At 33.9% G+C, this 19,050-nt stretch carries 21 protein-coding genes; 11 read left to right on the top strand and 10 right to left on the bottom strand.

Features of this window, described 5'->3' with window-relative positions; translation table 11 throughout:
* Positions 1–44 precede the first annotated feature (44 nt).
* Entirely contained in the window at positions 45–656 is a 612-nt protein-coding gene (locus G3A47_RS07415) for a class I SAM-dependent methyltransferase (RefSeq protein WP_166921544.1), read from the top strand.
* Between the two features lie 221 nt (positions 657–877).
* Here G3A47_RS07415 and G3A47_RS07410 read toward each other — a convergent pair whose 3' ends face one another.
* Positions 878–2,074 (bottom strand): C1 family peptidase, encoded by a 1,197-nt coding sequence (locus G3A47_RS07410; RefSeq protein ID WP_166921543.1) that lies wholly within the window; start codon positions 2,072–2,074, stop codon positions 878–880.
* Positions 2,075–2,319: 245 nt separating this feature from the next.
* Between G3A47_RS07410 and G3A47_RS07405 the strand changes: the two genes are divergently transcribed.
* A complete protein-coding gene (locus G3A47_RS07405) occupies positions 2,320–3,117 on the top strand; it encodes a helix-turn-helix transcriptional regulator (RefSeq protein ID WP_166921542.1) in 798 nt (265 codons plus the stop codon).
* A gap of 79 nt (positions 3,118–3,196) precedes the next feature.
* Positions 3,197–4,060 (top strand): CPBP family intramembrane glutamic endopeptidase, encoded by an 864-nt coding sequence (locus G3A47_RS07400; protein WP_166921541.1) that lies wholly within the window; start codon positions 3,197–3,199, stop codon positions 4,058–4,060.
* Positions 4,061–4,189: 129 nt separating this feature from the next.
* On the opposite strand, the gene G3A47_RS07395 is transcribed toward G3A47_RS07400, so the two are convergent.
* The 3 genes from G3A47_RS07395 to G3A47_RS07385 form a co-directional block, all read right to left on the bottom strand.
* Positions 4,190–4,978, bottom strand: coding sequence for an N-acetylmuramoyl-L-alanine amidase (locus G3A47_RS07395; protein ID WP_166921540.1), 789 nt, complete (start codon positions 4,976–4,978; stop codon positions 4,190–4,192).
* 342 nt (positions 4,979–5,320) lie between these two features.
* Complete coding sequence (locus G3A47_RS07390) at positions 5,321–6,502, bottom strand: helix-turn-helix domain-containing protein (protein ID WP_166921539.1); 1,182 nt, start codon at positions 6,500–6,502, stop codon at positions 5,321–5,323.
* A 133-nt stretch (positions 6,503–6,635) separates the two neighbouring features.
* Complete coding sequence (locus tag G3A47_RS07385; RefSeq protein WP_166921538.1) at positions 6,636–7,214, bottom strand: DUF4136 domain-containing protein; 579 nt, start codon at positions 7,212–7,214, stop codon at positions 6,636–6,638.
* A 704-nt stretch (positions 7,215–7,918) separates the two neighbouring features.
* On the opposite strand from G3A47_RS07385, the gene G3A47_RS07380 reads away from it, so the two are divergent.
* Positions 7,919–9,313 (top strand): T9SS type A sorting domain-containing protein, encoded by a 1,395-nt coding sequence (locus G3A47_RS07380; protein WP_166921537.1) that lies wholly within the window; start codon positions 7,919–7,921, stop codon positions 9,311–9,313.
* 249 nt (positions 9,314–9,562) lie between these two features.
* Here the strand turns inward: G3A47_RS07380 and pyk are convergent, their stop codons facing one another.
* The 5 genes from pyk to G3A47_RS07355 all read right to left on the bottom strand — a co-directional run bounded on the left by pyk (position 9,563) and on the right by G3A47_RS07355 (position 14,095).
* A complete protein-coding gene (gene pyk / locus G3A47_RS07375; RefSeq protein ID WP_166921536.1) occupies positions 9,563–10,996 on the bottom strand; it encodes a pyruvate kinase in 1,434 nt (477 codons plus the stop codon).
* A gap of 5 nt (positions 10,997–11,001) precedes the next feature.
* Positions 11,002–11,490: an IPExxxVDY family protein gene (locus tag G3A47_RS07370; protein WP_166921535.1), complete on the bottom strand. Its 489-nt coding sequence runs from the start codon at positions 11,488–11,490 to the stop codon at positions 11,002–11,004.
* A 125-nt stretch (positions 11,491–11,615) separates the two neighbouring features.
* Positions 11,616–12,356, bottom strand: a complete 741-nt coding sequence (gene rnc, locus G3A47_RS07365) for a ribonuclease III (protein ID WP_166921534.1) — start codon at positions 12,354–12,356, stop codon at positions 11,616–11,618.
* Between the two features lie 8 nt (positions 12,357–12,364).
* On the bottom strand, positions 12,365–13,618 hold the full coding sequence (gene fabF / locus G3A47_RS07360) for a beta-ketoacyl-ACP synthase II (RefSeq protein WP_166921533.1): 1,254 nt from the start codon (positions 13,616–13,618) through the stop codon (positions 12,365–12,367).
* Between the two features lie 240 nt (positions 13,619–13,858).
* On the bottom strand, positions 13,859–14,095 hold the full coding sequence (locus G3A47_RS07355) for an acyl carrier protein (protein ID WP_007137004.1): 237 nt from the start codon (positions 14,093–14,095) through the stop codon (positions 13,859–13,861).
* Positions 14,096–14,271: 176 nt separating this feature from the next.
* On the opposite strand from G3A47_RS07355, the gene purN reads away from it, so the two are divergent.
* Entirely contained in the window at positions 14,272–14,835 is a 564-nt protein-coding gene (purN, locus tag G3A47_RS07350) for a phosphoribosylglycinamide formyltransferase (RefSeq protein ID WP_166921532.1), read from the top strand.
* A gap of 59 nt (positions 14,836–14,894) precedes the next feature.
* Complete coding sequence (gene rnhA, locus G3A47_RS07345; RefSeq protein WP_166921531.1) at positions 14,895–15,374, top strand: ribonuclease HI; 480 nt, start codon at positions 14,895–14,897, stop codon at positions 15,372–15,374.
* Between the two features lie 57 nt (positions 15,375–15,431).
* On the opposite strand, the gene G3A47_RS07340 is transcribed toward rnhA, so the two are convergent.
* Positions 15,432–15,779, bottom strand: coding sequence for a DUF6249 domain-containing protein (locus tag G3A47_RS07340; protein ID WP_166921530.1), 348 nt, complete (start codon positions 15,777–15,779; stop codon positions 15,432–15,434).
* Positions 15,780–16,291: 512 nt separating this feature from the next.
* Between G3A47_RS07340 and G3A47_RS07335 the strand changes: the two genes are divergently transcribed.
* The 5 genes from G3A47_RS07335 (at position 16,292) to G3A47_RS07315 (ending at position 19,024) form a co-directional block, all read left to right on the top strand.
* Positions 16,292–16,879, top strand: coding sequence for an RNA polymerase sigma factor (locus G3A47_RS07335; RefSeq protein WP_166921529.1), 588 nt, complete (start codon positions 16,292–16,294; stop codon positions 16,877–16,879).
* Positions 16,863–17,258 (top strand): hypothetical protein, encoded by a 396-nt coding sequence (locus G3A47_RS07330; RefSeq protein ID WP_166921528.1) that lies wholly within the window; start codon positions 16,863–16,865, stop codon positions 17,256–17,258. Before G3A47_RS07335 ends, G3A47_RS07330 begins: the two co-directional genes overlap by 17 nt.
* Positions 17,259–17,331: 73 nt before the next feature.
* Positions 17,332–17,586: a hypothetical protein gene (locus tag G3A47_RS07325; protein WP_166921527.1), complete on the top strand. Its 255-nt coding sequence runs from the start codon at positions 17,332–17,334 to the stop codon at positions 17,584–17,586.
* Positions 17,544–17,885, top strand: coding sequence for a type II toxin-antitoxin system RelE/ParE family toxin (locus G3A47_RS07320; protein WP_166921526.1), 342 nt, complete (start codon positions 17,544–17,546; stop codon positions 17,883–17,885). Before G3A47_RS07325 ends, G3A47_RS07320 begins: the two co-directional genes overlap by 43 nt.
* Positions 17,886–18,100: 215 nt before the next feature.
* The gene (locus tag G3A47_RS07315) at positions 18,101–19,024 is read left to right on the top strand and encodes a PfkB family carbohydrate kinase (RefSeq protein ID WP_166921525.1); all 924 of its coding nucleotides are present in this window, start codon (positions 18,101–18,103) and stop codon (positions 19,022–19,024) included.
* The last annotated feature ends 26 nt before the right edge of the window (positions 19,025–19,050 follow it).

The raw sequence follows: 19,050 nt of genomic DNA, 5'->3' as shown, positions 1-19,050 counted from the left end.
GTTTCTGAACTACTTTTGAAACCGTAATTTAAATCGAAATCAAAATGAATCAAAAATGGGACGACAGATACAAAGACACTGACTTTGCATACGGAACAGAACCTAATCTGTTTTTTAAGGAATGGCTGCCAAAATTTAAACCCGGATCGATCTTAATGCCAGCCGATGGCGAAGGTCGTAACGGGGTATTTGCTGCAAAACTGAACTGGAGTGTCACTTCGTTTGATTTAAGCACAGAAGGGCGGTTAAAAGCCTTAAAACTTGCCCAAGACAACCACGTAAACTTAGAATATATTGTTGGTAATCTTGAAGAACTGGAATTCGAAAAAGAATCTTTTGATGCAATCGGATTAATCTATGCACATTTCTCTGCTGAAACAAAATCTAAGCTTCACAAAAAACTAAATGAATATTTAAAACCTGACGGAATTATTATTTTTGAAGCTTTCAGCAAAAGTCATTTAAATTTAAAAAAACAAAATCCAAAAGTCGGAGGACCGGACAACATTGATGATTTATTCTCTAAGGAAGAACTACAGGCCGATTTTGAGAATTACGAAACTTTACTTTTAGACGAAGAAGAAATTATGCTGGATGAAGGGAAATTTCACATCGGGAAAGGTTCTGTAATACGATTTGTCGGAAGGAAAGTTTAGTTTACCCGCTTTCTTTATCAATTCCAGGCACGAGACCTGAGCGATAACGAATAGACGAAGTAAATCACATCCAACATTCCGCAAACTGTGCGTGAATTTCTAGTGCGATTTATCGTACAACGAAATGACAAAAAATGCGATAAAAGGGGAATATTCCGGACCAAAAAAAAGCGCTGCAAAATTTGCAACGCTTTTTCAATATTTCTAAAAGTTCAATACAATTAAACCCCTAATTTCTTAGCAATATCAGCAGGAACTCCGCCTTTGTTAACTAATAACGCAGTCGTTTTATATTTCACGAAGTTTTTAGTTACAAACAAAAATCCTTTATAGTCATTTGTTTCTCCCCAAGAATTTTTTACAATGTAGTATTCTCTTCCTGTTTGATCTTTAGCCAAACCAATAATGTGCATTCCGTGATCGTCTGTAGTAGTATAGTTATCAAACGCAGCTTGGCGCATTTCAGGAGTAATTTCCGGTTCCGGTTTTGGTCCGTTGAACATGTCAGCTTTTTCATCAGCCGTCATATCATCGTATTTTTTTGTTGGAACATAAGCTACACCATTTTTCCAGCTAAAGCTTTTCTCACTTACGTCAGTTGCCCACGCTACAGTATATCCTTTTTTCAAAGCATTGTCAATAACATCTGTCATATCATTTACTTTTACATTGTAAACCTGATCAAAAGACCAGTTGTCCGGCACTGCCATCATTGTTTTCTGATAGTAAGGTGCTGTTGTAAAAGAAGACATTTCGATATAGTCATCAGGGTTAATTCCTACTACTTCCTTAGCAAAAGATTGTGGAGTGTAATTTTTTCCTTTGTAAGCAAAATTATCCGGCACTTTTCCTAAATAAGAATCGATAACCGCAGCATATGCTTTTTGCCAGTTTGGAGTCAACTCCCCATTTGGATTTTTAACAACTGCTGCTAAAACTCCTTCGATAAGAGCTCCCATTTCTGCAAATTTATTTTTATCTGTTCCGTAGTTTAATCCTGTGTAAACCTCTCTTGGAACAGTTCCGTATTTTTTATACATATTAATTACATCATGCAATGCTCCTCCGTCACCCAAAGTAACAGCACCATGCATACGAACATAATTAATTCCTTTTTCAACATAAACATTTCTTGCAGAATAAATTTGAGATAATTCTACAGGCTGCTTTCCTAAACGAATCATTTCTGACTCTAAAAAAGAGTTTGTAGAATAACTCCAACAGGTTCCTGAAGAACCTTGTGCTTTAACCGAAGTGGTTCCTAAATTAATTTGTTCTGTGAATTTAAAGCTCTCTTTACTTTTATCACTCGCATTTAGTTTCAATGAATTTACTAAAACGTCCTGCGCAAAACAGCTGGTTGCCCCAACAAAAAAGACAGAAGCTGCAAGTACTGATTTGAATGAAAATGTATTCATAATTTATGTTTAAGATTTTTTTAAATTAGTCTTCAATATTTCTAATTTGTTACAAAACAATTAAATTTCCTATAATTTATTCACCATTTTGCGGTTAATTTTTTCACAATCTTTTTATTAGGCGGTAAAATATTACAAATACGCAAAAAACAAACGCTCTTGTACAATCAAAACTACCTGACTGCTAGTTTTCTCCAAATAAATAGTATTTTGCCTCATGTAATTGGAGCTAATTAAAACAGGACATGTTCGAACTGGAAAAAGAGAAATACTTAGGCAATACCAAAAAGATTTTCAACAATTCACAAGGAATTGCAGTTGTCGAAACAGAGTATCAACATAAGGTCTTTGAAGGATGGCACTCTCATACTAATGCGCACCTGACCCTTTTCTTAAAGGGAGGTACATCAGAAAAACGTAAAAATTCAAGTAATGCTGTAGGCCCCGGTTCTTTATTATTCTATCATAGTGACGAACTACATCTCAATCACAGCACTCTTTTTCCCTCTAAAAACATCAACATCGAAATTGAAGAAAATCTGCTCAAAGAACTCCAAATTACCGAGGAAATAATTGAGAAATCGATCCAGCATACTAGTCTTGCCAAATTTTTGATCCTTAAAATATTTAGAGAATGTATGATTGCGGATACATTTTCGGGGGATGCCATTACGATGTTGTTTGCGCAATTGTCAAATACCCATAGTCATTTGGAGAAATTTGAAAAAAGTCCGTTTTGGGTGAAGAGCTTAAACGAATTACTAAACGACTGTTGGAACGAGAATCCAAATTTACAGGACTTGTCAGCGGTTTTAAACATCAACCCAATTACGATTTCAAAGTATTTTCCCAGATATTTTGGTTGTACGCTGAGCGAATATTTGCGAAGAATAAAAATAAACCGCTCCCTTTCTCTTATTAAATCTGAAGAAAGTAACCTTACCGAAATTGGTTTTCAATGTGGGTTTGCAGATCAAAGTCATTTCATCCGAACTTTCAAAAGTCAAACCGGATTTTTACCCAAGCAATTTCAAAAATTATAAAGAAGGCAAATTTCATTCTATTTTTTGGTTTTGAGGCAACTTATTTTTGTCTCCACTTAATACCTAAACCAAATTGAAAATGCAAACTCTGACTACAAAACAAAAAATTTTAAATTTTCCGATCACAAAAATTGTTCTTGGCTTAATCGCCTGTCTTGTCGTGGTTAACATTACACAGCTAATTGCCGGAAAACTATTGATTTCTTTTGACAAAGATTACAGGAACCTTATTAAAGGTCTTATTGTTTCTGCTCTTGCAATAACAACTTATATTTTCTTCTTTAGTAAATATGAAAAGAGAAAAATAACCGAATTAACAACCAACAATCTTGCAAAGAATTTACTCCTCGGAACTTTAATTGGGGTTATCCTGCAATCCTTGACCATTATGGTCATTTATTTAAATGGCGATTTTACTATTATTTCTGTAAATCCTGTTTCTTTTATTATAATTCCGCTTACAATAGCCTTTACTGTTGCAATTCTCGAAGAAATCTTAATCCGTGGTATTATTTTTAGAATTCTTGAAGAGAAACTGGGAAGTTATATCGCATTGCTTATTTCTGCGATACTTTTTGGTGCTTTACACTTACCAAATGAAAACAGCACTTTTCTTTCTGCCTTATGTATTGCTGTTGAAGCCGGTTTACTACTTGGCGTTGCTTTTATCTACAGCCGTAATCTATGGTTTCCGATTGCCATACATTTTGCATGGAATTTTATGCAATCGGGTATTTTTGGTGCGATAACATCCGGAAATCAAAAAACAAATAGTTTGTTGGTCTCCAAAATCCAAGGGCCGGAATTAATAACCGGAGGCGAATTTGGTCCTGAAGGCACCCTCCAGGCCATGGTATTTTGTCTTATTGCTGTCGCGATATTGTTGTACTTCTGTCGTAAAGAAAACAAACTATTAACTAAACCTAGGTCAGACAGGTTTTAAAAACCTTTCTTGTTGGTTATCCTTTTGATAAAGGAATTCAATTGGCTTAAAAAATATACTCTTCTATCAATGCCAAAAGTTTCCCTAATCCATTAATTAGACCAGACAGGTTTTAAAAACCTGTCTGGTCTAATTATACTTTTTACAATCTTCGATAAAGGAATTCAATTGACTTAAAGAAATATATTCTTCTATCAATGCCAGAAGTTTCGCCAAACCTAATACATCAATAACGGGATTTGCATTTTTACAAAAATGCCTGTTAAAAGCCATTGCTCTTTGCTGATAATTTACATTTAAAGTGGGGGCATATCCGTAAAGAATAAGTCCTTTATCTATAAATTCTGTCTTAAAGAGAAATTTAAGCTCTCCTTGTAATTTATTAAGATAGCTGTCTATTAATTCTTGCTTAGGGTATGCCCCAATTCCATTTGCTGCAAGTCTGTCCCATGGGAATAAAAAACCCGGATCTATTTTTCTATTCGGCGCAATATCAGAATGTGCCACAATATTAATTGCGGGAATCATGTATCTGGACAAAATATCTCTGCACAGTGCAATAACAGACTCTATTTGCTCCTCTGTATAAGCATGTAAATTACCATCAAGATTCGTTTGCTCGATACCAATAGATGTAAAATTAAGACCTGTCTTGCCTCTCCAATAACTAATCCCCGCGTGATAAGCGGCATCCTTTTCCTCTACCATCTGATAAACATCTCTATTGGGACCAACAACATAATGTGAACTAACTCCCGGAGCCGGTAGTTTAAACTCCAAAACAGTCTGTTCTGCAGTAGCTTGTGCAGTATGATGCAAAACAATACATTCTATATTCCCCTTAACCGGATGATTCGAATTCACCCTGTCTTTTGCAAAATTTGGAGATTTATCCTTTGTAATTAAATTGTATTCCATAAGAATTTGATATATATTTTAATTTGAAAAACTCATGTCAAATGTAAGAAAAAACATCTTTTTAAGTTCGTTCAAAAATATATCCATTATCTACAAAAATATATCGGTGGCTGCTTTTTTTTATTTTGCCACAGATTAAAAGGATTAAACTGATTATTTCTAAATTTTAAAAATTCAATTCGTGAAAATTAGTGGCTAGTATTTTTTTGCCACGAATTACTTTGAAGTAAATTGCTGAATAGTTACGTCATATAGATCAATAGTCAAGATTAAGTCTACTAATAAATTCAAAAAAAAATTAACAGCCCTTAACAACTGTTCTGTAGTCTTTCTTTTTTAGTTTCAGGATTGTTTTAAATAAAAAACATTTGTTTTATCAGAATCAACTCGGATTGTTTTAAAATACTCAGAAGGAGACAATCCGGTATGTTTTATAAATGCTCTAAAACAAGTTGTTCTGGATTTAAATCCGGAGCCCCAGGCCATTCCTTCAAGTGATAAGTCTTTCCATTCCGGATCGTTTATTTTTTCTTTAAAAAACTCAATCCTTTTCAGATTTACATAATCCTGAAAATGAAGATTAAATTCTGAGTTGATTAAGTTGGAGAGTTGGTGTACCGATATCCCGGTTTCTTCAGCCAGATCGCGAATCACAAAATCCTTTTTCAGGAAGAGTTTTTTAGCAGAAAAAATAGTGTCCAGCTTTAGTAAATACTGCTGTCTTTTTTCGGGAGTTAATTCTTTTACTAATGGCATTGCATCTTTGACTTCGTTTACTTCAATTAGTAAAGTCTCATCCTCTTCAAAACTAAAAGTCTCATTTGTATCTGCAAAAATATAAGGCCTAAAATAAAGCCGTCCCACTGTAAAAACAAGTACCAACGAAATCAAAACACGGCAAGAGAGGTCTGCAATTTCGCTATTGTTTTTTAGAAAAAAATGCACAAAGAGCGCCGAAAACAAAAATAAAATGACCAGATTATAAATCTTTAGCCAGTATATCGTTTTCATTTTTTTATATTGATTTCCTTTCCACTTTTCCATATCAAAATTTAAGATCATCATGGTCTGCCAGAAAGCATACAACAACCAAACGCTAAGACTTAATACGGTAAAAGGACTTTCTGTTCCGGAAGAAATATACTTAATAATACCAATATTTGTATCCGCAGCAAGCCATACTATTAAAGTTAAGCTAAGGTATACAGTAAAAGGCAAAAAGTGAAGCCAATCGTATTTTCTAAACATTTTGGCAGTAAACAGAGCATTTCTAACATATAAAAAAGAACAGGGCGCTACCAAAAAAACAAATGCTTTTGTGATACTGAATACATCCGGAAAATCTTTGAAAGTTGTTACCGACAAATAAAAATTATAAAAACTTACCATTGCCAGACTAAAAAGAAATAGTCCTAAAAAGAAACTTTTGGAATACTTTTTTCGTGAAAAAAGAATCCTGAAAGAAGTTGCACAACCAACAATCATTGCAATAAAAAAGAAAAGAGAAAGTAGTATTTCCATCATAATATATTAAGTTTAAATGAATTAATATATTGCTTTGTAAACAATTTCAGATTGAAGCCTGCTACTATTTTATAAAGTCACACTTACCAAATTAATAACAGGTACAGCTTTATTATAACTTTTTACAGCCTGCTTATTTTTTTGCTAAACCCGGAGGAAAACCTTCAAGGATTTTCTTGATCGAATTTGAAATAAATTCTTCTGGATTATTAGGTGTTTTGTCTATTTGAGAATTACCTATTCCCTGCCAAATCAGCTTTTGAGTTTTTGCAGATACAATATCAATTACAAGGGAACCGTCAACATAATTGTAGGTATTGAATGTTGTAGTTGCTCCTCCGCCCATCATTCCACCACCCCAATATCTGTATGGGCGATACATACCTCCATAGCCGTAAAAATTAGAATCGGCAGTAACAGATTGTTTATTTTTTAGAATAGAAACCGCATTTACTTTTAAATCCGGATTATTTGCTGTTTCCGAGAAACCTTTCGCAATCATTTCTGCACGAATAGCTCTTGTAACACGATCAACATTGAGTTGGCTGACCTGACCTTCCTGTGCTTTTAAATCGTACACAGCAAAAGTCTTAAATTCACTAAAATTAGTTGCATGATCATAATCTGTGGTAACTTTTACAGTTGGAGAGCAACTGTAAAATAAAACCAATAGTAACATTGGAATTAAACGAAGATTTGCTCTAATATTCATCTTGTGGTATTTAAATTAATAATTAATTTAAGCTGAGTTGAAATTTTAAAATCTTAATTAAATCTCAAATGAACTGGAATATTTAGATAAAAGGCTTTACCCATAAATATAATGAATTACAAATCAAATCATTACAACACACTCAAAGATAAATCATTTTTCTTTAATTAACACATATGTGTATATACATTTCTTACATATAATTAGGTATTAATCCCTTTTACCTTAGGCAATATGGTATCGCATTTTTAAATCTGCATCTAAAATTGATTTGTTTCATGGTCCTAAGATTTGTTAATAATTCTCCTGTTTGTTGTAGGGATAAGAAATACTAAAAAAACTTTTCACCCAACTTGATTAGAGTGAGACAAAACTTTATTGCCATAAACCGGATTGGACTTTTAAATGGTTTCTGATTTGGGGGTTTTAAGATCTACACTTTTTTAATATTTTTCATCTAAACGACTTAAAATCAAACATTTAAAAACACTGGAATCGTATCAATTCGGTCTTACGATGTTTCATTTTTTAAAATGAAACCATAAAAAGTATTGTTTTATAAAAATCAAACATGAAAAAAAGAAAAAATAATGAATATAAATTTATACATGTCGGAAATTAATTACAATTACATTCTGTCCATGGTAAATATAAATTTGCTTTCTATATAAAATCTGATTTTAGAAACATCAAAATCTACAAACATGAAAAAAAAATTATTTATTCTTCTTTTCCCTTTACTAAGCTTCGGACAAACGCAAATTGGGGATGCTATTTATGGAAAAACAGCCAACGAAAATTTTGGCCAAAACATTTCGCTCTCTAAAAATGGCGATATCTTGGCTGTCAGAGGACCTGAAGCAAATATAAATGGGCAAAAAATGAGCGAGATCCAGGTCTACAAAAATACTGCACGGACCTGGATCACAACCAGAAATCCTATCTATGAAAAATCAGACAGAAACGCAACAATTTCATTATCAAAAGACGGTAGTGCCATCGCTATTGCAGAAAATCTTGATATTTTCAACCCTCGTACCAATTTAAAAGAACTTTGCTATCTGGTATCGGTGTTTAATACCAATGATAATAGGGGGCCGGCAGAAATCATCTTTACGGAAGCTCAAGTCCCTAGCAATTATACCCAAAATATTTCACTCTCCGAAGATGGTAGCGTTTTGGCTGTTGCAAATGGTGCGGGTGCCGCTGTGTTTAGAAAAATTGGCCGTCATTTTTGGCCACAGATTGGAAACAGAATAAATTTTGCCGATAATGTTTCACTATCTCGAGATGGCAATACTCTTGCTACCGGAAGTTCATTCGGTGCTTCGGACGCTAAAGGTGTAGTAAAAATCTTATCTAATATTGGGGGGAATTGGCAGAGACAAATGGATTTTTTTGGAAAAGAGAATGAAGGTCTTGGTTATAAAGTTTTGCTCTCCGGCGATGGTACTACTGTGGCTGCTGTTGGATGGAACGGTATTGTAAGGGTCTATCGAAATGCCGGAGGAAATTGGAATTGGGTACAGCTAGGAACTGATATAGAACATAAATCGTCAAGTCGCAATACTATTGATGTCTCTCTTTCTGATGATGGTACCATTTTAGCCATTGGAAACCCTCATAACGATCAGGTAAAATCAGGTCGTGTAATGATTTATAAATACGCAGCGGGTGTTTGGACACAAATAGGTAAAAATATTGATGGAGAACAAGACGATGATGGGAACGGTCAAAGCATTTCACTCTCCGGGGATGGTCTAACCCTGGCAATCAGCGCACCTTGGAATGATACTAATGGCAAAGATTCGGGTAAAGTTAGCGTCTATGATTTATCGTCGCTCTTTTCTCCATTGAGTACAGATCAATTTTTAAATACAACTGCCGTAGTATATCCCAATCCTGCCTCGCAGCCGGTCACGATAGACCTACAGGAAAATGTACAGCTAAAAGGAATAACTATTTATGATGCTCTGGGTAAACTTATAAAAACAACCGAAAAAAATGTAATTGATATGAGTCCTTTACCAAATGGGAACTACTTTTTTGAAATAGTTACTGATAAAGGAAAAACAACCAAAACCATAGTGAAAAAGTAAAAAGTTGTTAAATAGTACTATCGAATCCAAAAAAAATCTTTAAATCAGTGCAATCTGTGCCTGCCTTTTTTAGTCTGCCACAGATTTTCTTAGTTAAAAAAATAATTCGTGAAAATTCGGGCAATTCGTGGCAGCTTTTAGTATTGCCGCAACAAGAGTCAATTCGGAGTTTTCTTTAAAACAAAAAACCATCAAAAAGCATTTTTTTGATGGTTTTTTATATAGTATAAACGGAGTAAAACGAGAGGACTATTCTATTTCAGAAACTCTCATCGTGTTTACCATTCCTTTATCTTTAATTGGCATTGCCGCAAGGTTAATCAAATAATCTCCTTTTACTGCATATCCTTTTTCTACCGCTATTTTGTTAACGTCAGTTACCGTATCATCAGTACTTTCGTCTTTATCATAGAAGTATGATTTTACTCCCCATAATAAATTCAATTGTGTTAAGATTCTTCGGTTTGAAGTAAACACCAAAATATGTGCTGACGCCGGTCTCCATGCCGAAATCTGGAAAGCAGTATATCCACTGTTTGTTAGAGTACAAATCGCTTTTGCGTTAATCTCATTAGCCAATAAAGCTGCCTGATGACAAACTGTTTTAGTAATAAAACGTTTTGTTTTGATTTGAGGTGTATTCTGCGGAACATTAATTAGCGGAGAATTTTCAACCGCTTCACAAATTTGACTCATTTTCTGGATAACCTGTACCGGGTAATTTCCTGTAGCCGTTTCTCCTGACAACATCACAGCATCAGCACCATCCATTACCGAATTGGCAACGTCATTTACTTCTGCTCTTGTTGGTGTTAAACTTGTAATCATGGTCTCCATCATCTGAGTAGCAACGATCACCGGAATTCTGGCTGTTTTGGCTCTTCTGATCAAATCTTTTTGTACCAATGGTACTTCGTGTGCAGGAAGCTCAACTCCTAAGTCTCCACGGGCAACCATTAACGCATCACAATACGCTACAATTTTATCCATGTTCTCAAGAGCTTCCGGCATTTCGATCTTAGCAACAATCGGAATTTTATACTCCGAATGCTGAGCGATCAACTCCTGTAAGTCTTGTAAATCGCGAGGTGTTTTTACAAACGAAAGCGCAATCCAGTCTACTTTTTGTCCGATAGCAAAAATCGCATCGGCTATATCTTTTTCAGTCAGTGCCGGTAAAGAAATTTTAGTGTTTGGAAGATTAACCCCTTTTTTAGATTTTAACTCTCCACCCTGAATTACTTTAGCAACAACCTCTGATTGTTTATCTGTTGAAATAATTTCAAAAATCAACTTACCATCATCAAGCAAAATACGTTCTCCCGGATTCACATCATTTGGAAAATTCTGATACTTCATGAATACTTTTGAAGCAGTTCCGATAATATCTTCAGCAGTCGTAAATGTGATTAAATCACCATCATGTACTACTGTTCCTTCTTCCATTACTCCAACTCTAAGTTTTGGCCCCTGTAGATCTCCAAGGATTGCTGTAGTGTAACCAAACTCTTCGTTTAATCCTCTGATAATATCGATTTTTTCTTTTACTCCTTCGTAATCCGCATGCGAAAAATTGATTCTAAATACATTTACACCTGCCTCGATCATATCCTTGATAATCTCTCTAGTACTACATGCAGGCCCAAGTGTAGCTACAATTTTAGTTTTTTTGTTTGTAAGCATTTTTTTTAAAAAATTAAATTGTTTTTTGATTTTATTTTGTTTGTATCAACAACATATATAGCTGCGATACTCTCTATTGCATTTAACTGTTGCTGGATTTCTGAAAAATCAATAGCCTCATCACTATTATCGATTTTCAGGAAAAAATCTACTTTTTTGAATTCAGGAAGTAAATGAATTGTTGTAGAAACCTCACTCGTTTCGTCGGAAAACAAATTCTGGAAATCATTTGTACTCGCTGAAATGATTTCATGTTTATTCTGAATCAAATTCCATGAAACGGCTTTCTCAGAATCATAATAATAAAATCTGGAGAAATTCGCCTCGCCTTCCTTAGTTTGAGCGTGGATCTCGTTCTTACTCTTACTTAAGTTAACAGGTAGTTTTTTATTGATAAAATATGCCAATCTATAATCTTCTAATGAAGTATGAATTGCCATTAAATAATAATCAATTTCGTCAAATTCGTCTAAATCCAATCTATGAATTGCCATATCATGAAAAATCAAGTTGTAAATATACTATTTCTAATGGAGCATCAATAGTTAAGATTAGCTTGTTTTTGTTAATTTATAAACGAAAACGTTGTAGTTTTAACAAAGCGCTGCTAATTATGTAGTTATTTCTTATCTATTTTTTCCTGAAATGCAAAATAAGCACGCTGTGATGCTTTTTCTTCTGCTTTCTTTTTTGAAGTTGCTCTTGCTCTTGCAATTACTTTATCGTCTATACTTAATTTTACGCCAAACAAACGTTGACCATCAATTCCGTTATCTTCAAAAATATCGTAATGAAAGATTTTCTTTTCTTTCTGACACCATTCGATAACCAGACTTTTATAACTAATTACTTTCCCTTCAAGTCGGGCAATGTCTACATAAGGAGTAATGACTCTTTTTTGAATAAACCTTTCACAAAAAGGATATCCTTTATCCAGATAAATAGCGCCAATAAGAGATTCAAAAATATTCCCGTGAATATTTTCTCCAAAATGATGAATCGGCACTTTACTTTCTACAAAGCGTACTAAATTCAAATCTTTTCCCAATTCATTCAAATGCTCTCGGCTTACAATTTTCGAACGCATTTTCGTCAAATAACCTTCGTCACCATTGGGTGCTTTGTTAAACAAATGTGCTGCAATTACAGCACTTAACATAGCATCTCCCAGAAATTCCAGTCGTTCATAATTAACCGGATTTCCTGTTTCATCTTGTTTATTGGAAGACCTGTGTGTAAAAGCTTTCCTGTAAAAATCAATTGAACCTGGCTGAAAACCCAGTATTTTCTGAATAGTGTCAAAAAAAATCCCGTCTTCTTGAGAACGGGATTTTGAAAATATTTTTTTGATAAAATTCATAGACAAAACTAGTCAACTAATTTTTTAAACAATACACAAGCATTATGTCCTCCAAAACCAAAAGTGTTACTCATAGCAACATTCACTTCTCTTTTTTGAGCTTTGTTTAAGGTAAGGTTTAATGATGGATCAATCTTTTCGTCAACAACCGTATGATTGATTGTTGGTGGCACAATACCATGTTTCATCGCCAGAATAGAAGCAATTGCTTCAATAGCTCCGGCAGCACCTAGCAAGTGTCCTGTCATTGATTTTGTAGAGTTGATATTGATGTTTTTTGCATGGTCGCCAAAAACAGCACTAATCGCTTTTAATTCTGCTACATCCCCAAGAGGAGTAGAAGTTCCGTGTGTATTGATATGATCAACATCTTCCGGATTCATTCCGGCATCTCTCAACGTATTTTTCATTACTGCAATAACGCCAATTCCTTCCGGATGCGGTGCCGTTAAGTGATAAGCATCAGATGACATTCCGCCTCCGCCAATTTCGCAATAAATTTTTGCGCCACGTGCTTTAGCATGTTCGTAATCTTCTAGAACCAAAGCTCCTGCTCCTTCTCCTAAAACAAACCCGTCTCTGGTTCCGTCAAAAGGTCTTGAAGCCGTTTCCGGACTTTCGTTTCTCGTAGACAAAGCATGCATTGAGCTAAAACCTCCCATACCGGCAATGGTAACGGCAGCTTCAGATCCACCGGAAATAATCACATCACACATTCCTAAACGAATGTAGTTGAAGGCATCAATTAATGCATTTGCAGAAGATGCACATGCAGAAACAGTAGTATAATTTGGTCCCATATAACCGTTACGCATTGAAATATGCGCAGGCGCTATATCGGCAATCATTTTAGGTATAAAAAAAGGATTAAACTTTGGTGTTCCGTCTCCTTTAGCATAATAAATTACCTCTTCCTGAAAAGTCTCTAAACCTCCGATTCCTGCTCCCCAGATAACACCAACTCTTTGTTTATCGATATTATCATCTGTAAGTCCAGCATCTTTGATAGCTTCATCACTGGCAGCAACTGCATATTGCGCAAATTTGTCTAATCTTCGGGATTCTTTGCGATCCATAAAATCTTCAATATTGAAGTTTTTTACTTCACAGGCAAATTTCGTTTTATGCTTCTCTGTATCATAATATGTGATAGGAGCCGCTCCGCTAACCCCATTCACAAGTGCATCCCAATAATCCTGGATATTATTCCCGATAGGAGTAAGAGCACCTAATCCTGTTACAACAACTCGCCTTAATGCCATAAATATGTATTTTGTACTTTAAACAAATAAAACCCATGCTGTCTTAACTATAACGTTACTTAAGAGCTATGGGCATTACAATATAAATATATCTTTTTGATTGAAAATCAACCTAAATTTAAATTTTAAAAAAATAATAACACCCGACTTTTAACAAATTTCAAATTTCAAAAAAACAAATTCCAAAATTGGAATTTGGAATTTAAAATATTGGTATTTTAAAAATCGGGTGTGTATTTATTATTTTTTAGCTTCTTCGATATAAGAAATAGCTTGACCAACAGTAGCAATGTTTTCTGCTTGATCGTCTGGAATTTGGATATCAAATTCTTTTTCGAATTCCATAATAAGCTCAACAGTGTCTAATGAGTCAGCTCCTAAATCATTAGTGAAGCTTGCTTCTGTTACAACTTCGTTTTCGTCAACACCTAATTTGTCTACGATAATCGCTTTTACTCTTGATGCAATGTCTGACATAATCTTTAATTTTAGAATTTAATTTGTTGGCAAAAATAAAAAACTTTATTTTAAAACAACTATTTAGTTTATAAATGTGACACTAATTTATAAAATTAATTTCAAGAAAGCCCTTTTAATACTATTTATTTTGGATTATTATTCCGTTTTTTGCATTCTCAAATATAAAACGGATTATGAAAAAAATTATTGTTTTTGCCTCAGGATCAGGAAGTAATGCAGAAAATATTATAAAACATTTTGCAAAAACCAAAATTGCCAATGTCGTTTCTGTCTTTACCAATAATGCTTCGGCAAAAGTCATTGAAAGAGCAAAAAATCATCAAATTCCTGTCGAAATCTTTTCTAAAAACGAACTTCCGGAAAGAAAAATAGTGCAAAAAATAGACGAAATCAATCCGGATTTGATCGTACTCGCGGGTTTTTTACTGAAATTTCCGGAAAACATAATAGAGAAATATCCTAATAAAATAATCAACATCCATCCTGCCCTTTTACCCAGCTATGGAGGAAAAGGAATGTACGGCATGCACATACACAGGGCTGTAGTAGAAAACAAAGAAAAAGAAACCGGAATTTCCATTCATTTTGTAAACGAACATTATGACGAAGGCGCTATTATTTTCCAGAAAAGTGTAGCCCTGACAGACCAGGACACGCCAGAAACAGTAGCCGAAAAGATTCACGAACTGGAACAAAAGTATTTCCCTGTAATTATTTCAAGATTACTGGAGGACTAAGTGCAAAAAAACTAATGTCACCCTGAGCGAAACCGAAGGGCACAATCTACAATTCAACAATGAACCAACACCAAGTACACATATACACAGATGGAGCGGCAAAGGGAAACCCGGGAAACGGAGGGTACGGCGTAGTCATGGAACTGGTTGGAACACCACATAAAAAAGAATTTTACGAGGGCTTCCGCCTTACAACCAATAATAGAATGGAGCTTTTGGCTGTTATTGTTGGTCTCGAAAAACTTAAAAATCCAAACATGACGGTTTTGGTCATTTCAGATTCAAAATATGTCGTTGATTCTGTTCTCAAAAAATGGGTTTTCGGCTGGGAGAAAAAAGGCTACACCGGCAAAAAAAACCCGGACTTATGGAAACGTTTTTTAATCGTTTACCGAAAACACCAAGTCGATTTTAAATGGATCAAAGGGCATAACAACCATCCTCAAAACGAACGCTGTGATCAATTGGCCGTTATGGCCTCGATGCAACCAAAATTATCAGTTGATGTTTATTACGAGACTGTCGCTTCTAAAGAATAAAAAAATAACGCATCAGATTTTATTTTCGATGCGTTATTTTTTTACTAATTTAATTTTTTACGCTTTGTCTAAATCTTTAGCTTTACTAAATCCAACAAGCAGACCAGCTCCAGACATTGTAATAATCGTTGCCGGATAAACTACATCTGAATTCATTTGCGTATAGGTCACTAAAAACAAAGCGATAAAAAGACCAACACCAATTCCAATTAAGAGAAAAGCGGTATTTAAGATAAAGATCTTCCACATCGGAGCTCCTTTTCCTCTGCCTTCAAAAAAAATACTGGCATCAACACCTTTTTCGATTAATGCTAAACGTTCTCTATTTCTTGTAGAATAAATCAGGTAAACAATTCCAAAGATCATAAAGAAAAAACTGATTGGGATTAAAATTCTCACATCCATAATTATTATAATTTTAATTGATTGATACTATATAGGACGAGGGGTTTTCTGATTAGGTTACAAAGTTCTTGAGAAAAATTTCAAATTTTTTTAAATTCCAAATTCCAAGCGGGTGGTTTTGGGTTTTGGGTTTTGGGTTTCCTATATAATGATCTTGCGATCATTGTTTGATTTTTTTTAACTTTACCTATATATAAGTAAATCTTAGCGGGTTCATATAATTATTTTGCAAATCCGACAAAACAAAGAGATAATAATTCGACCCATTCCAAAGGAACAAACATCAAAAACCTTTGCGATATTTCCCCGTACCCAAGAAAGCCATCATTAAAAAACCCTCTCCGCACCCTGCGTAAACCTTTGCGCCCTTTGCGGTTAAACACACAAACTTAATCACACCCATTGAAACCCGAAACTTGGAACTTGAAACTTGAAACTTGGAATTTAAAAATTTTTAGAATTTTTCGCAAGAAACCTGTAACCTAAAGAGACAACCTGTCGTCCTATATAATATGAGTACTTTAGATGACCAGCATTACATCCATTTAATTATACAGGGCGACAGTAATTCTTTTGCCGTGTTGGTCAATCGTTATAAGGATATGATTTTTACTTTGGCGCTCAAAATGGTCAAAAACAGAGAAGAAGCAGAAGAGGTAGCACAAGATACTTTTATCAAAATTTATTCTTCTTTGAGTAAGTTTAAAGGAGATTCGAAATTTTCTACCTGGATTTATAAAATTGCCTACAACACCTGCTTAGATCGTTTGAAGAAAAATAAAAAAGAAGAAAATAATATCTCGATTGATGAATTTTCGGCACACCTAATCAAAACAATGGACAATGCGCTGAGTACATTAGAAGAAAAAGAAAAGAGGCAAACCATTCAAAATTGTTTAAATTTGTTACCAAGTGAAGACAACTTCCTGTTGACCTTATTTTATTTCGATGATCAGAATTTAGATGAAATTGGAAAAATCATGAATATTTCCACCAACAATGCCAAAGTAAAATTATTCAGAAGCCGACAGAAATTAGCCGTAATTTTGAAAAAGCAATTAGAACCGGAAATAGTAAAGTGTTATGAAAGAGAGCGATAAAAATATAGAAAATCTTATTGATGAAATGATGAGCGAAACAACTTTGGATTCGCCTTCAGTTGATTTTACCTCAAAAGTAATGGCTCAGGTTTTAGTGGCCGAACAGAGTAAAACCAAAATCTATAAGCCTTTAATTTCTAGATTTACCTGGTTTATGATTGGATTCGGTTTGATTGCTTTGGTTGTTTATTCATCATTTTTTGCCAGAACCTATTATAATTTAGAAATTGGAAAAACGTATGCTGATAAAATTTCAGCACTTTTTTCAGGAATACATTTTTCTGAAAATGTTTTATATGCTATTTTAGTTGTCCCTTTTATGATGCTTATTCAGCTTGGATTGTTGAAAAACTATTTTGACAAGAAATACAAACTGTAAGAAATATCATCTAAAATATAATTTCGGATCTATATTTTTCATAACTTTGTACCGTTCGTTAAATTTACCAAAGATGATACGCAAAACCATTACTCCTAAGGATAACATAATTGACCTTTATTTAGAAATTCCAAAAAATTCCGCTGGTAATTCATTGAAAGCGTCAATCAATTTTGAAAAAGAAATAGATCAGATTGAAAGTAATTTATCTAAAGAAGACTTTGTAAAATGGATTAAAAATGCCGAAAAATCTTCCACAATGTCTCTTGAGCAGTTTAATGAAAAATGGGAAGAAAAGAAGTTGAAAATTCAAAACAGTATACCATAGATATTACAGAGAATTATTTTCTTAATTTACAAGAAGTTATTGATTACATCGCATTTGAAAAACATCAGCCTTTAAATGCAATTAAGATTGGTGAAGGAATAAATAAAACAATGAGGAAAATTATTGATAATCCTTTAATTTATTCTGAATGTGAAAACTTGCCTACAAAATCTAAAACTTACAGAGAAGCAACTTATAAAACCTGGTTGATTGTATTTAGAATTAAAAATTTTAAAATCACTATTCTAAGTGTTTTAAGCGGAAAAAGAAAAACGTCCTCATTTAAAAAACTTAAATAAAAAAAGAAAAGTGTTTTTTTTTACAAAATATAAGTTGCATTTTAAATCTTGAAAACATATTTTAAATTTTCCTGAAAAATCATTTTTAACTAATTCATTTACAAGCTTTTTACTTCGAAATTACAATAATTCTTTTATGAAAATTTTGAGAGTGTAAACCGTTGCAATATTGCAACTTATGAAGTATCTTTGCACCCTAATTCGAAATTCATAAAATGAATAAACTATTGATTGTTGGAACGGTTGCTTTCGACGCGATTGAAACTCCTTTCGGAAAAACAGATAAAATATTAGGTGGTGCTGCAACTTACATTGGTTTATCAGCATCTTTTTTCAACCTGCAATCGGCCATTGTTTCTGTAGTTGGCGACGATTTTCCTCAAGAACATTTAGATTTATTAACTTCAAAAAATATTGATATTTCTGGTATCGAGATTGTAAAAGGAGGAAAAACCTTTTTTTGGAGCGGTTTATACCACAACGATTTAAATTCAAGAGATACACTCGTTACGGAACTAAACGTTTTAGCTGACTTTCAGCCAAAGGTTCCTCAAAACTATAAAGATGCAGATATTGTGATGTTAGGAAACTTACATCCTTTAGTACAGAGCAGTGTTTTAGATCAGTTAGAGAAAAAACCAAAATTAGTAGTTTTAGACACTATGAATTTCTGGATGGATTGTGCTTTACCGGAATTACTTGAAGTAATAAAACGTGTAGACGTTATTACGATCAATGATGAAGAAGCGAGACAACTTTCAGGAGAATATTCATTAGTAAAAGCAGCAGCAAAAATCCAGGAATTGGGACCAAAATACGTGGTGATCAAAAAAGGAGAACACGGCGCTCTTTTATTCCACAACAGAGAAGTATTCTTTGCTCCGGCATTACCATTAGAAGATGTTTTTGATCCGACAGGAGCAGGAGACACTTTTGCAGGTGGTTTTTCAGGATTCATTGCACAAAGCGAAAACATTTCGTTTAACAACATGAAAAATGCAATTATTTATGGTTCAAATTTAGCTTCATTCTGTGTAGAAAAATTTGGAACCGAAAGGATGGAAACATTAAGTAAAACTGAAGTAGCGATTCGATTACAACAATTTAAATCGTTAACTCAGTTTGACATAGAAATATAATGCCTAAGAGCCTCGATAAAACGGGG

Source organism: Flavobacterium poyangense, from assembly GCF_011751075.1.
Taxonomy (GTDB): Bacteria; Bacteroidota; Bacteroidia; order Flavobacteriales; family Flavobacteriaceae; genus Flavobacterium; species Flavobacterium poyangense.
Note: the sequence above shows the minus strand (reverse complement) of the source record. Positions and strands in the feature narration are given on the sequence as shown.